The organism is Paraburkholderia sp. (assembly GCF_035948235.1).
GTDB lineage: Bacteria > Pseudomonadota > Gammaproteobacteria > Burkholderiales > Burkholderiaceae > Paraburkholderia.
This window is the reverse complement of the sequence record NZ_DASZJJ010000294.1, coordinates 1-13,023: the sequence shown is the minus strand read 5'-3', so window position 1 is coordinate 13,023 and position 13,023 is coordinate 1. Positions and strand designations below refer to the sequence as shown.

General features: G+C 63.8%; 13 protein-coding genes. 2 read left to right on the top strand and 11 right to left on the bottom strand.

The window, feature by feature from the left end:
• Window positions 1–305: biotin/lipoyl-binding protein (locus VG320_RS26030; protein WP_327202947.1), on the bottom strand; the 305-nt coding region annotated here is incomplete at its 3' end.
• A gap of 406 nt (window positions 306–711) precedes the next feature.
• On the opposite strand from VG320_RS26030, the gene VG320_RS31230 reads away from it, so the two are divergent.
• Together VG320_RS31230 and VG320_RS26025 are read left to right on the top strand one after the other, a co-directional pair.
• Window positions 712–930, top strand: a complete 219-nt coding sequence (locus VG320_RS31230; RefSeq protein ID WP_414696122.1) for a helix-turn-helix domain-containing protein — start codon at window positions 712–714, stop codon at window positions 928–930.
• Window positions 891–1,736, top strand: a complete 846-nt coding sequence (locus tag VG320_RS26025) for a substrate binding domain-containing protein (protein WP_327202946.1) — start codon at window positions 891–893, stop codon at window positions 1,734–1,736. Before VG320_RS31230 ends, VG320_RS26025 begins: the two co-directional genes overlap by 40 nt.
• Here the strand turns inward: VG320_RS26025 and VG320_RS26020 are convergent.
• The 10 genes from VG320_RS26020 to VG320_RS25975 all read right to left on the bottom strand — a co-directional run bounded on the left by VG320_RS26020 (window position 1,693) and on the right by VG320_RS25975 (window position 12,859).
• A complete protein-coding gene (locus VG320_RS26020; RefSeq protein WP_327202945.1) occupies window positions 1,693–2,349 on the bottom strand; it encodes a TetR/AcrR family transcriptional regulator in 657 nt (218 codons plus the stop codon). The genes VG320_RS26025 and VG320_RS26020 overlap by 44 nt on opposite strands.
• 114 nt (window positions 2,350–2,463) lie before the next feature.
• The gene (locus VG320_RS26015; protein WP_327202944.1) at window positions 2,464–3,885 is read right to left on the bottom strand and encodes an MFS transporter; all 1,422 of its coding nucleotides are present in this window, start codon (window positions 3,883–3,885) and stop codon (window positions 2,464–2,466) included.
• Window positions 3,886–3,931: 46 nt separating this feature from the next.
• Window positions 3,932–5,176 (bottom strand): NAD(P)/FAD-dependent oxidoreductase, encoded by a 1,245-nt coding sequence (locus VG320_RS26010; protein ID WP_327202943.1) that lies wholly within the window; start codon window positions 5,174–5,176, stop codon window positions 3,932–3,934.
• Window positions 5,173–6,135 carry a VOC family protein gene (locus VG320_RS26005; protein WP_327202942.1) on the bottom strand — a complete coding sequence of 321 codons (963 nt, stop codon included), beginning with the start codon at window positions 6,133–6,135 and terminating at the stop codon, window positions 5,173–5,175. The genes VG320_RS26010 and VG320_RS26005 overlap by 4 nt, the downstream gene beginning before the upstream one ends.
• Window positions 6,136–6,159: 24 nt before the next feature.
• Complete coding sequence (locus tag VG320_RS26000) at window positions 6,160–7,653, bottom strand: aldehyde dehydrogenase (RefSeq protein ID WP_327202941.1); 1,494 nt, start codon at window positions 7,651–7,653, stop codon at window positions 6,160–6,162.
• A 97-nt stretch (window positions 7,654–7,750) separates the two neighbouring features.
• Window positions 7,751–8,593, bottom strand: a complete 843-nt coding sequence (locus tag VG320_RS25995) for an aspartate dehydrogenase (RefSeq protein WP_327202940.1) — start codon at window positions 8,591–8,593, stop codon at window positions 7,751–7,753.
• On the bottom strand, window positions 8,586–10,244 hold the full coding sequence (locus VG320_RS25990; RefSeq protein ID WP_327202939.1) for a thiamine pyrophosphate-binding protein: 1,659 nt from the start codon (window positions 10,242–10,244) through the stop codon (window positions 8,586–8,588). The genes VG320_RS25995 and VG320_RS25990 overlap by 8 nt, the downstream gene beginning before the upstream one ends.
• Window positions 10,237–11,055, bottom strand: coding sequence for an SDR family oxidoreductase (locus VG320_RS25985; protein ID WP_327202938.1), 819 nt, complete (start codon window positions 11,053–11,055; stop codon window positions 10,237–10,239). The genes VG320_RS25990 and VG320_RS25985 overlap by 8 nt, the downstream gene beginning before the upstream one ends.
• A complete protein-coding gene (locus tag VG320_RS25980; protein ID WP_327202937.1) occupies window positions 11,052–11,951 on the bottom strand; it encodes an IclR family transcriptional regulator in 900 nt (299 codons plus the stop codon). The genes VG320_RS25985 and VG320_RS25980 overlap by 4 nt, the downstream gene beginning before the upstream one ends.
• Complete coding sequence (locus VG320_RS25975; RefSeq protein ID WP_327202936.1) at window positions 11,948–12,859, bottom strand: alpha/beta fold hydrolase; 912 nt, start codon at window positions 12,857–12,859, stop codon at window positions 11,948–11,950. Before VG320_RS25975 ends, VG320_RS25980 begins: the two co-directional genes overlap by 4 nt.
• Window positions 12,860–13,023 lie beyond the last annotated feature (164 nt).

The following is a 13,023-nucleotide window of genomic DNA, read 5'->3' as shown; positions in this document are numbered from 1 at the left end:
GCCTGCGCCTTGTCGTAGGCCGCGCGATATGGCGCGTCGTCGATCTGATAGAGCTGCTGCCCCTGATGCACGTCCGCACCTTCCGCGAACAACCGTTTCGTGATGACGCCATTCACCTGCGGGCGGACTTCGGCCACGCGCCATGCGTTCGTGCGACCTGGCAACATCGCTTTCAGCGTGACGGGCTGCGCGGCCAGCGTCACCACGCCCACTTCGGGAACGGGCGCTGCCGCTTCCTGCTTCTTGTCGCACCCAACAAGCGCAAGCGCACCGGCGACGGAGCATGCCATCATCAGGGGACGCATCGCCACCGTTCGACGGTTCTTCAAAGCGTTCTTTCGCCTGCTTTTAATTTCGTTATCCATATCAATCTCATCGACTCCGCGGCCCCTGACATTCGTCGGACCTACGCATTCTTTCGGGCAGTTCTCAACAATCAAAGCACTCACACCTACGTCAACCAACTAGCCGAATCTATATTCAACGATTGTTGAATTTGGCGGATGATAGGGTGGCTCTCCACCAACTGTCAACCCGAATGAACGGAGATCACGGTCGAAAAATTGCCCCTTTAGGTGGCGATCGCGCGTGTTCGCTGCCCGATATTGACATTTGCGTACTGTTCACCCAGAATGCCAATATTCAACACTCGTTGAATATTGTATCGGAGCGGTCGCACCGGCGGTCGTTCACTCGTCTTGGGGAAATCTGGTGGATCAGCTCGAAGCGATACGCACCTTTCTGGAAGTCGCGCGTTCGGGGAGCATCACGGCTGCGGCCACGAGGCTGGCTGTCTCCATTGCAATGGTGAGCCGCCACGTTAAAGGGCTGGAAACCCAGCTAGGCACGGGCTGTTTTCCCGCAACACGCGTTGTGTGTCGCTTACAGAAATGGGGCAGGTGTACTTTGATCGCATGCATAAGCTCGTGAGCGATCTGGACGAATGCGAGCGATCGCTCGCCAACCGGGCGCACCAGCCTGGCGGCAACCTGCGCATCGTGGCGCCCGCGTTTTTTTCGTATCGGCATCTGGCGTCGTATCTGCATCAGTACAACAGCCGCTATCCGCAGGTGCGGATCGTGCTGGATCTGGTCGATCAGCCTTTCGATCTCGTGAACGACGGCTACGACGTCGCACTCGTTGACAGTGCAACGATCTCGTCAACCAGTGTGGTCGCGCGAACGCTATGGGATGAACCGTTGATTGCCTGCGCATCGCCCGATTATCTCGACCGGCGCGGTACGCCCGCGCATCCGCGCCAGTTGTCCGATCATGCGCATATTGCGATGACCAGCCGCCATGCCGCAACCGGGACATTGCTGCTTGAGGGCCCGGATGGGCGTTTCGGTTTTGAACAGAAGCCCGCGATGCTGGTCAATAACATTGACGCGCTGATGCAGTTAATCCGTGCCGGCGCGGGGCTGGGTTTCGTGCCGCAGGCGATTGCGCAGGAGGATATTGCGCAGGGGCGCTTGAACGTGGTACTGCCCGACTACGCGACGCCGCCGGTCTCGATCAGCGTCGTTTATCCGAGCCGGGAGTATTTACCCGCGAAGGTGCGAACCTTCATCGACCAACTCGTGGCTTCAGCGGCGCTTGCGCGCGAATCCGTGCGTTCGGTGAGCGGGCCCGCCGCGCGGTGCACGGCGCCCTTTCCGGTGGAAAGCTATGCGCGCAAGCTGCACGCGTTGACTAGCGGAAAATTCCCAGCGCAATCTCAAGCACGCTCTGCCTGAATTCGTCGGCGTTGTCCGGCAACGTGGAGAACGTCGAGAGCACGTGGCTATACGATACCGCGCTGCTGATTGCGCTCACCATCATGTAGTGCATGACGTCGGGATCGTGGACTTTTAGCTTGCCGGCTTCCATTGCGTCCACCAGCAGCGGGACAAATGCGTCGCGATATGGCCGCATCAGACCTTCGATGAGCACATTGAGGCGCTCGCCCTGCTCGGTCGTCGCCGTCGAAAAAAACATACCGATATACCGATCCTCGAAGAGGAAATCGATAAAGAGGATCAGCGCCTGCTTGATACGCTCGCGCGACGACAGGCGCGCAAGCTGAAGTTGTTTCGTGGCTTCGACCAACGGACCCAACTGCTGCGAGAGTTGCTCGACCACCGCGGTCCACAGGCCTTCCTTGGAACCGAAATGATGTGACATCAACGCGGGATCGACGTCGGCCAGGCGTGCGATCTCGCGCACGCTCGTTCCTTCGTAGCCCTGCGTCGCGAACATCTGCCGCGCGCCGCGCAGCAGCGAATCAAAGCCGGTGAGCGCGCTGCCCGCCGGACGTCCGCGCGTACGCTTAGTTGGAGGGCGTCGGGCGCTTGTGCTGGAGCCAGCCATGTTGTCTTGCCGATTCGTGGTGGTTTTCGTCGGCCACGAGTATAGCAAGCGGCTCCTTCGCATTTCCGTGGCCCAACGCATGGGCCACGGAAGCGGGCCATCGGCGTCGTGGCTTCACGCTTCCAGTTGCTCCAGCACCTTGCCCTTGGTTTCGATGCCAAGGAAATGCACGGCGATGGCCGCGAGGAACGGCACAGCGGCGAGGATATAAAACGCCACATCCAGGTGCCCGCCGATCATCGTCTTCGAAACAATCGTCGGTGCGAAGATCGCCGCCACCTTGAGCCACGCGCCACCCACGCCGCAGCCCATCGCGCGGATGCTGGTGGGATACAGCTCCGGCGTGTACACGTAAGCAGTGATGAAGCCGCTCGCCAACAGGCCGAGCGCCAGCGCACAGAATGCCGCCACCACGTAGACCGACATCGCATGGCACACGCCCGCGAGAGCCAACGACACTGCGCACAGCACGAAGGACACGTTGATGATGGGCTTACGGCCCACCTTGTCCACCAGCAACGCGCAGGTGAGCGAACCCACCACGCCCAGCACGGAAGCCGCCACGGCCAGATTCAGCGCAAGTTGCAGCGGTGCGTGATAGACGCTGCGATAGATCGTCGGCAGCCAGGTCGAAAGGCCGTACTGGATGAAGCCGCAGGTCATCCACAGCATCGCCACGGCGAGCGTGCGCTTCAGGTACGCCGGGCCGAACAGATCCTTCACGCTGCGCTTGGGATGGCGTTTCGTCATCGCGTCGAATTCAGCGGCGTTCGTCACCGGCGGCAACGGGCCCTTCGCGGTGCGCTCGAAAGCGTGAACTGCAGCATCAGCGTCCGCGAGACGTTCGCGTTCGGCCAGCCAGCGCGGCGATTCGGGCACGAGCTTGCGCAGCAGGAAGAACAGCACCAGCGGCATGCCGCCGATGAAGTACATCACCTGCCAGCCGAAGCGCGGCACGATCCACGCGCCCAGCGCATTCGACGCCAGCAGGCCAATCGGGAATACAACTTCATAGAGGAGAACGAAGCGTCCACGTCCATGCGCGCGGCTGACCTCGTTGATATAGGTCGCGGCCACGGGCAATTCGCCGCCCAGCCCGAAGCCCTGGATCACGCGCAGCGCCGCAAACACCGCGAAGCTGGGCGCGAAGCCACATGCAATGCTGGTCACGCCGATGATGCCCGAACTCCACGCAATGGCGCGCACGCGGCCATGACGTTCCGCGAGCCACGGAAACAGAAACGCGCCGAACAACTGGCCGACCGAGCCAGACGCGATCAGAAAGCCGATCTCCCACGGTGTGAGTTGCCACTTCTGGATCAGGATCGGCAGGGTCGCCGCGATGGCGATCACGTCGAAGCCGTCGAAGAAAGTGGCCAGACCGATCAGGATGCGCGCGCGCACCTGCATCGCGTTGGTCGGCAGCCGTTCGAGGCGCGCGATGATCGAGCCGCGCGTGAGCGGTTCGCGCACGGGCGTCTCGTCGAGCGCAGCCGCAGCGCCGCTATGGCCGAAAGGTGTATCGAGGGTTCTCATGCCTGTGGTCCCGTCCCGTATGTCCGGTAGTGCGCTATCGGTTCGCCTAGGCGAGCGCCTTGCTGGTATCGACAAGCGCCGCGAGATCAACCGCGCGGCCCTGGTTCATCCATTTGCGCGCGAGCTTCAGATCGCGCGCCGAGTTGATGGCGATCACGCCGCGCAGATGCCCGTCCTCCACGAAGAACAGCGTCGCGCGCTTTTCTTCTAGGCTGCCGCGCAGCGCGGGCGTCATGCCCGCAGGAATCTCGCCGAGAATCTGCAGGTTCACGTCGTACTGATCGGACCAGAACCACGGAATCTCTGCATACGGCGTCTTCACGCCGAGCACGGCCTTAGCCGCAGCGATCGCCTGGTTCTGCGCGTTGGCCCACGACTCCAGCCGCACGCGGCGCTTGAGCCACGCGTTCGGATGGTTCGCGACGTCGCCGCACGCAAAAATATCGGAGTCCGAAGTCTGTCCGAATTCATCGACGACAATGCCGTCGTTCACGTCGATGCCGGCCGCTTCCGCAATTGCGGTATGTGGCGCGAGGCCGATGCCGGCGACCGCGAAATCCGCATCCAGCGTGCTGCCATCCGCGAAGGTCGCGCGCACGCCTTCGCCGTGATCGTCGAGCGAAACCAGTTGCGCATTCAAACGAATATCGACGCCGTTGGCGCGATGCAGGTCGAGCAGGAATTGCGAAACTTCATTCGGCAGCGAACGCGCGCACAGACGTGGCGCACCTTCGATCACGGTTGCCTCGACACCGAGTTTGCGCGCCGTCGCCGCCACTTCGAGGCCGATCCAGCCGCCGCCCACCACCAGCACGCGCTGGCTGCGGCGCAGGCGCTCGCCCAGCGCCATCGCTTCGTCGAGCGTGCGCAGATAGGTCACGTGCGCGCTCTTTGCGATGTTCGCGGGGAGCTTGCGCGCCGCGCCGCCCGTGGCGATCACGAGGCGGTCGTACTTGACCTCGCGGCCCGAGCGCGTCGTGACCGTGCGATTGGCGCGGTCGATCGACGTTGCGCAATCGGGTTGCCACGCCTCGATATTCAGGGCTGCGAATTCATCGGGTTTGGCGATACGTACCGTTTCGATATCGGCATCGCCTGCGAGCACGGCTTTAGAGAGCGGCGGGCGCTCATAAGGCAGATGCGTTTCGTCGGCGATCATCACGAGACGGCCCGCATAGCCTTCCTGGCGCAGCGTCTTGACGACCCAGCCCGCGGCCTGGCCGCCGCCGATCACGACGACGGTACGCGGCGCATCCACGCCCGATTCCATTTCATCGTTCACGTCGCTCATTGCTTACGCTCCGTCATGAACTTGCCCTTCGGCGCTTCGGCATTCTTCTGGCGGCGCGTATTGCCGTCGAGGCCGCCGTCGATGGCCCATTCCGCGAACACGGTCGGGCCCGGTTCGAAGTCACGCGGCTGCCATTCGGGCGTGAGAATATCTTCGTCGGCGTAATACTCGATCAGGCCGCCCGCCGGATTCTTGAAGTACCAGAAATACGCCGACGACACCGGATGACGTCCCGGTCCAAGCTGCGTAGTCCAGCCGCAACGGCTGATATGCAGGCCACCGCCAAACACTTCGTGAATATCGCGCACCGTGAAGGCGACGTGATTGAGGCCCTTCTTGCCGTCGGGCAGCGCGAGCAGGAACAGGTCGTGGTGACCGCCGTGCGGTGCGCAGCGCATGAACGCGCCGCGATTCGGATAACGGTCCGAAGTCTCGAAGCCCAGCAGGTCGTGATAGAACGCTTCCTGTTCGGCGAGGCAGTTCGTGAAGAACACCACGTGGCCCACTTCCACCGGCTCCGCGCGCTCGTAGATGGGCGAAGGCGTATCCACGCGCAGCGTCTGGCCCCACACATTCGACGGCGAGCCCTGCACGTCGATGTCGCGCTTGCGCGTGACTTCCACGCGAATCGCCATGCCTGCGGGGTCGTAGCAGCCCACGCCGTTTTCATCGCTGTGGTAGCCGGGCTGGCCTTTGAGGCGTTCGCGCAGCGCGTCGAGTTCTGCGCGCGTGGCCACGCCCCACACCACTTCGCGCAGCGTCGGACCTTCCTCGAAGGCGGCGGGCAGCGACGCGTCGTTCGCGTCCACGGCCAGCACGGTGCAGCCGTTGAGCGTTTCGAAACTCGCGCGCGTTTCGTCGTGCGCGGTCTCCTTCAAACCCCAGTCCGCGAAAAAGCGGCGGCAGGTCTCAAGGTCGGTCACGCCGTAGGTAATCTGTTCGATGCCGAGAATCGTCATGTTTCTTGCTCCGTGCGCGTGCGTTCAGGCGTTGGCCCAGGGCAGCGGCGCGTCGTTCAAGCCCCAGTAGAGGCTCTTTTGCTGCATATATTCGCGAATGCCAAGCCGGCCTTTCTCGCGGCCCATGCCGCTTTCCTTCCAGCCCGAAAACGGCGTGGAGATCGAGAACAGCTTGTACGTATTGATCCAGACGGTGCCCGCGTCGAGCTTGCGCGCCACGCGCCATGCGCGCTTGTAGTCGCGCGTCCAGATGCCGGCAGCAAGGCCAAACACGCTGTCGTTCGCTTCTTCGATCAGTGCGGCTTCGTCGTCGAAGGGCATTGCCACCAGTACCGGCCCGAAGATTTCTTCCTGGCAGATGCGGGCGCTATTTTTCAGGCCTTCCAGAATGGTCGGCTGATAGAAGAAGCCGTTTTCACGGTTGTCGCCCACGGGACGCTCGCCGCCGCACAGCAGACGGCCGCCTTCCTCAAGACCGATAGCCACATAACGCTCGACCGATTCGCGATGCTTCGCGGTGATAAGCGGACCCATCTGCGTATTTTCGCTAGTGGGGTCGCCCACGCGCAGCTTGCGCGCGCCCTCCACCAGACGCTTCATGAATGCGTCGTAAATCGAGCGCTGCACGAAGAGACGCGAACCCGCGATGCACGCCTCGCCCGACGAGCTGAAAATGCCGTACAGCACGCCATTGACGGCGTGATCGAGATCCGCGTCTTCGAACACGATAGTCGGCGACTTGCCGCCCAGTTCGAGCGACACCGGCATGAGCTTGTCTGCCGCGATGCGCGCGATGCCGCGGCCCACTTCCGTGCCGCCCGTAAACGACACCTTTCTCACGAGCGGATGGCGCACCAGCACGTCGCCGATCACCGAGCCCTTGCCGGGCAGCACGCTCACGATGCCCTTGGGCACGCCGGCTTCTTCGCAGATGCGTGCGAGCGCGAGCGAAATCAGCGGCGTGACTTCGGCGGGCTTGAGCAACACCGCATTGCCAGCAGCGAGTGCGGGCGCCAGCTTTTGCGCATCCGATGCGATCGGCGAGTTCCACGGCGTAATCGCCGCGATCACACCAATCGGCTCGTACACGCTCATCGTCAGGTAGTCGCCGCGCGAGGGCGTGACTTCTTCGTCGAGCGTTTCGAGGCAGGCCGCGAAATAGCGGAACGTATTGGCGGCGCTGGCCACCAGCACGCGCGTTTCCTTGATCGGCTTGCCGTTGTCGCGGCGCTGCAATTGCGCGAGCGCTTCGTGACGCTGCATGATGAGGTCGGCGATGCGATAGAGCACGAGTGCGCGCAGATGCGGCTTCATCCCGGCCCATTCGCCGTGTTTCCAGGCGGCGTGCGCTTTTTCCACCGCTTCGGCGGCGTCTTCGGCGCTGGCCGTCGAGACCTCCATGTTGAGCGACTGGTCAGCCGGATAAAGGCTCGCGAAAGGCGCGGCGCGGCCCTGGCGCCATTCGCCGCCGATCAAAATATCGCCGTTCGGGACGAGGCTCGTATCGAAGGGAGTCATATGTCTCTGTTCCTGGTGCCAGCGATGCGGTGCTTAGGCACACGCATCGCATTTCATCACGACAAAAAAACGCTTGTTTTAAGGCATTAAACGAGCGTCAGATCACGCAGCGCGCCGCCCGGTTGCGCAGCGCGCGAATCGCGCTATACGCGGTGAGCGCCGAAGTCTTCGGGTTATCGGGCAGCGGTTTGCCGCACATTTCCAGCGACATTTCGCCGAACACGCCGCGCGCCACGATGCGATGCACGTTGCGCTCGACAGCCGGATCGGCGATCAGGCGCACCGTGGTGTGATCGAGACCCAGACCCGCCAGCGCGATCGTCGCCGCCACGTTGGCGTTCTTCGGAAAGAGTCGTGCCGCCTCGCGCGCGCTGCCTTCGAAAATCACCTGCTCTTTCGTAAGCGTGCGCAAATCGCAGACCTTTTCCGCCGGCGTATCGAGCCAGCCCAGCGGCGGCTTGCGGCCCGTGTACAGCACTTCATCCAGGCCGCCGAGCTTCGCTGCGGAAAGCGCGTCGATACCGCCGATCGCGCCCGAGAGCAGCGTGAGCGTCGCGTCGCCTTCATCGGCTGCGAGCGACAGACGTTCGAGCAGATCGACGTCGGAAAGCGCGCCGATCGAAGCCACCGCGCAATCTGTGCCGCTTTGCAGCAGCGGCACGACGTGATCGATGAGTGCCGCGTGGCCCGCGCATTCCAGCGCGAATTGCGGCTTCGTCGACAGCAGGCTCACGGACGACACCACTTCCACCGAGCCATCGACCTGCCTGCGCACGTCGTCGGCGTGATGCTCGGGCACGATCACATGCGAGACGTGCACGAGCGGGTCCGCCGCGACCGCGCGATACACCGTCTGGCCAATCGCGCCAAAGCCGATCATCGCGATGTCGATGGGCGCGTGCGCTGCGTGGACCGCATGTCCCGCATGACGGTTAAGCATGTTCGGGTTCCTCCTTGCGCACCGGCGGCCCGGCGAACACGGCTTCGAAGCTGCCGACGGCCTTCATGTCCACTTCGAGCAGCACCGGGCCGTCGAACGCCATGCCTTCGGCGATCAGCGCGTCGGCGTTGTCGAGCGACGAGAGGCGATAGTGCTTCAGACCCAGGCTCGCGCAGAACTGCGAGAACTCCGGCTGGTGCAGATCGACGAACATGCGGCGGCCACCGTACTGCGCGTCCTGAATGTTGCGGATCACGCCGTAGCACTGGTCGTTCATCAGCACGATCATGACGTTGGCCTTTTCCTGCACGGCCGTCGCGAGTTCGCCAACGTTGACCATCAGGCCGCCGTCGCCCACCAGACACACGGTCTTGGCCGCGGAGTTCGCCAGCGCCGCGCCGATGCCCATCTGCATGCCCTGGCCGATGCCGCCGCCCAGCGCGTGCACGCCCGCACGCGGCGTGAAGATCTTCAGAAGACGGTTGCCCCAGGTGCTGTTGGAGATCGTGACGTCGCGCACCCAGTTGTAATCGCGGCCCACGGCGCGCTGCAGCGCTTCCACGAGGCGGCGATAAGGGCCGAGGCCCTTGGCGCTTTCTTCCACCGCGATGTCGCGGGCAGCGGCCAGATCGGCGGCGAATGCCGGATCGACCTTGATCTTGTTTTCAAGGCGCGTTGCAAGCGCGTCGAGCACGCGAGCGGCATCGCCATGCACGAACAGCGCGTTGCGGTAGCCGCGGTTGTCGGCCAGCGCGTCGGCGTCCACGCGATAAAGCGGTTGCGGCAGGCCAAGCTTGTACTTGAGCGTTTCGTTGCCGCGCAGGCGCGAGCCCACCACCAGCATCGCGTCACAGCTCTTGTAGAAGCGCTCCACCGACGGGCTCACGTTGAATGCGCCCAGCGTTGCCGGATGATCTTCCGGCAGCACGCCACGGCCCTGCACGCTCGTCACCACGCCAAAGCCCAGCGCCACCAGACGCTCGACAGCCGCGCGAGCATGACGCGTGCCGCCACCCAGCCACAGCAGCGGGCGCTTCGCCTTAGCCAGTTCGTTCGCGAGTTGTTCGACGCGCGCTTCGTCGTGCGTGAGCGTCGTCAGATGCGGCGCGCCCAGATCGGCGGGCCAGTCCGTGAGGGCTGCCTGGATGTCGATGGGGATTTCCACGCTCACCGGGCCGCTCGGTGCGGTCTGCGCCACGCGCACGGCTTCACGGATGGTCGGCAGCGCCGTTTCGACCGAGCGCACGCGGAACGCCGCCTTCGAGATCGACGAGAGCATCGTCAATTGATCGGGAGCTTCGTGAATGTACGCGAGGTCCTGATCGAGGTATTCGGTTTCGATCTGGCCGGTGATGTGCAGCAGCGCCGTGCCGGCGGTGAGCGCTTCGACCATCGCGCCCGCAGCGTTGCCCGCCGCCGTGCCCGTGCTCGTGAACGCCACGCCCAGGCCGCCCGACACGCGCGCCAGACCATCGGCCATGTTGACCGCGCCCGCTTCGCCGCGCGCGCCCACATAGCGGATCTTGCCGCGCACGCCGATGGCGTCGAGGATCGGCATGTTATGGATCGAAATCACGCCGAAGGCGGTTTGGACTCCACATTGTTCGAGGAACGCGGCGATCAGTTCGCCAACGGTGGTTTGCTTAGACATGACGTGCGACGCCTCCAGATACATCGATATGACTGCCCGTCGTATAGGACGACAGGGACGTGGCCAGATAAAACAGCGCCTGGGCCGCTTCTTCGGGAAGGCCGAAGCGGCCTAGCGGAATGTGCTTCTTGCGTGCGAGATCGCCGGTCCATTGCTGCCAGCTTTGACCGGCGGCCTGGGCTGCAGCATCGTTCTCGTAGCGGCGGCGCCATTGGCCCGACTCCACGATGCCGATCAGGATCGAGTTCACGCGGATATGCTCGGGCGCGAGTTCCACCGCAAGCGATTTGATGAGGCTCAGCACACCCGCGCGCGCGGACGAAGTCGCCACCATATGCGGCTCGGGCTGCAGCGCCAGCAGCGAATTCACACAGACGATCGAGGCGTTGCGCCATTCGTTTGCAGTACTACGCAGCATCGGCAAAAACGCGCGCGTTGGGCGGATGATGCTGAAATACTTGAGGTCAAGCTCTTCGCGCCAGGCTTCGTCGGTGGTATCCGCGAAGGTGGAAACGCGGCCCTGGCCTGCGTTGTTCACCAGCATGTCGGCGCGGCCGAAGCGTTGCTCCACGGCATTCGCGAAAGCGCCCACATCATTGGCATCCAGCACGTCGCAACGCGCGGCCAGCAATTGAGCCTGCGGATGACGCTCGCGCAGTTCGCGTTCGGCACGCGCGAGACGGTCGCTATCGCGGCCGCAGATCGCGACCGATGCGCCTGCCTGCAGAAAGAGTTCGGCGGTTGCGAGGCCGATGCCGGACGAACCGCCCGTCACCACCGCCACCTGGCCGGTCATATCGAGTTGAATCATTTGATCCCCAATGCCTTCATGTACGACGTATTCTTGCCAGCGGCGCTGGTTGCACCACGCACGGGATGCGTTCCGGGCCGATAATTCAGGCGCTTCGAAAGCTCGTCCGCAGCATGGCGAACCTTCTCGATCAGCCCGCCGTCGAGCAGGGCTGTCTCGATGCCGGGGCGCGGAATCGTTGTGGTCACAACAGCTGCGATACGGCCCGTGTCGTTTCTCACCGGCGCCGACACCACGGAAATGCCGCGCTCGAACGACGATTCGCTCACCGCGTAGCCGCGATCGGCGTCTTCGCGAATACGCATATAAAGCTCTTCGACGGTATCCGGCGTGGAAGGCGTGAAGCGTTCCAGGTGCGGCTCCGGATAAAGCGTGCGCAGATCGTCAAGCGTGAGGTCGCCCATCAGGACCTGGCCGTGCGTGGTGGCGTGCGCGGGCAGGCGCGTGCCCACGTTCACCTTCACGGAACTGAAGATGGGCGCGTGGCTCTGCGCCTTGGCGACGAACACGATGTCGCGGCCATCGCGGATCACGATGTGCGAAGTCAGGCCTGTAGCGTCGCGCAACGACTCGATGAGCGGCAGGCCCAGATCGGTCAGTTCCAGCGAGCTGAGATATTCAAAGCCGAGACGCAGCACGGCCACGCCCAGGCGGTAATTGCGGTCGCGGTCGGCGCGCTCCAGAAAGCCCAGCGACTCGAGCGTCTGCAGCAGACGGAAAACCGTGGTGCGCGGAATGCCCAGACGACGCGACAGTTCGGGCGCGTCCAGCACCGGCTCGCGAGGCGAAAATTCGGTCAGAATGCGCAGGCCCCGTTCCAGACCGGGCACACGGTAACTCGTGTCGCTGCGGTCTTCGTCGGCGTCGGGGGACGCGCTGGCGAGGTCGGCTGTCATGGCTGGATAGGTTCCTGAGATGGCTGGTGGGTACGGCAAAAATTGTCGAGCAGCGTGTTATAGGCGGCGGGCTGCTCGATATAGCCCGCGTGACCTGCACGCTCGATCACGTCGAACGGCGCTTTTGCGCTGTGGGCCAGAAGCTCGCAGGCGGCGGGCGGCGTGATGGAGTCTTGCGCGCCCACGGCGACGGCCATCGGCACGCGGTCCACGCATTGCGCGAGATCGGCGGCAAGGTCCGCATTCGCGAGCAGATGCGTGGCCTGCGCGTAGCCGTGCGGGATCACGCGCGCCATGTTCCAGCGCACCCACGCACGCGCCGCGTCGCTCGCATGCGGCGACAACATATTCGCGCTGCGCTTTTCCGCGAGACCTTGCGGACCGAGTTCGGCGAGCATGGCCAGTCGCGCGTCGCGCTTGTCGGCACGAATTTGCGGATCGGCGGCGCCATAGCCGCCCGCAGGCGAAATCAGCAGCAGACCGCTCACGCGTTGCGGATGCGCGGCGGCGAAAGCACCCGCGATGATCGCGCCGAGCGAATGCCCGACCAGCACACAGCGCGCGATACCCAGCGCGTCGAGCCAGTCGGCCAGTACGCGCGCATAGTCGACGGCAATGGGCGAGGCGCTTGCGACCGGCGTGGACGCGCCATAACCGGGCGCATCCCAGGCCAGCACGCGGCGCGTGCCGCCCAGCACTTCGAATTGCTGCACCCACGAAGCCGCGCCGGAGCCAATGCCATGCAGCAGCACGAGCGGCAGCGCCTCATTGCCGATCGTTACATCGTTGACTGCCTCGCGATAGCTCACGCACGCCTCGCCCGCTCGCACGTCGCGCTGCGCGAAGCGCGCGAGCCGCGTGTCGAGCGTGGCGGCTGATGAGGCGTGAAGGTCGATCGCTTCGTTCATGACTTGAGTTTCTGGCTGGCTTCGTTGGGTTTTCTACCGGGTGATGCTTACTTCTGCGCATCCTTCTGCATGTCGCGCTTGATCTTCGCGAGCGGCGAATCCGGCGGATACGTCGGCGTGATGGGCTTGGGCGAACCCAGCATCACGCACATCAGCGCGTCTTC

Coding starts and splice junctions, on each gene's coding strand:
- VG320_RS26025 (WP_327202946.1), top strand. CDS start 891: ATGGGGCAGGTGTACTTTGATCGCATGCATAAGCTCGTGAGCGATCTG.
- VG320_RS26020 (WP_327202945.1), bottom strand. CDS start 2,349: ATGGCTGGCTCCAGCACAAGCGCCCGACGCCCTCCAACTAAGCGTACG.
- VG320_RS26015 (WP_327202944.1), bottom strand. CDS start 3,885: ATGAGAACCCTCGATACACCTTTCGGCCATAGCGGCGCTGCGGCTGCG.
- VG320_RS26010 (WP_327202943.1), bottom strand. CDS start 5,176: ATGAGCGACGTGAACGATGAAATGGAATCGGGCGTGGATGCGCCGCGT.
- VG320_RS26005 (WP_327202942.1), bottom strand. CDS start 6,135: ATGACGATTCTCGGCATCGAACAGATTACCTACGGCGTGACCGACCTT.
- VG320_RS26000 (WP_327202941.1), bottom strand. CDS start 7,653: ATGACTCCCTTCGATACGAGCCTCGTCCCGAACGGCGATATTTTGATC.
- VG320_RS25995 (WP_327202940.1), bottom strand. CDS start 8,593: ATGCTTAACCGTCATGCGGGACATGCGGTCCACGCAGCGCACGCGCCC.
- VG320_RS25990 (WP_327202939.1), bottom strand. CDS start 10,244: ATGTCTAAGCAAACCACCGTTGGCGAACTGATCGCCGCGTTCCTCGAA.
- VG320_RS25985 (WP_327202938.1), bottom strand. CDS start 11,055: ATGATTCAACTCGATATGACCGGCCAGGTGGCGGTGGTGACGGGCGGT.
- VG320_RS25980 (WP_327202937.1), bottom strand. CDS start 11,951: ATGACAGCCGACCTCGCCAGCGCGTCCCCCGACGCCGACGAAGACCGC.
- VG320_RS25975 (WP_327202936.1), bottom strand. CDS start 12,859: ATGAACGAAGCGATCGACCTTCACGCCTCATCAGCCGCCACGCTCGAC.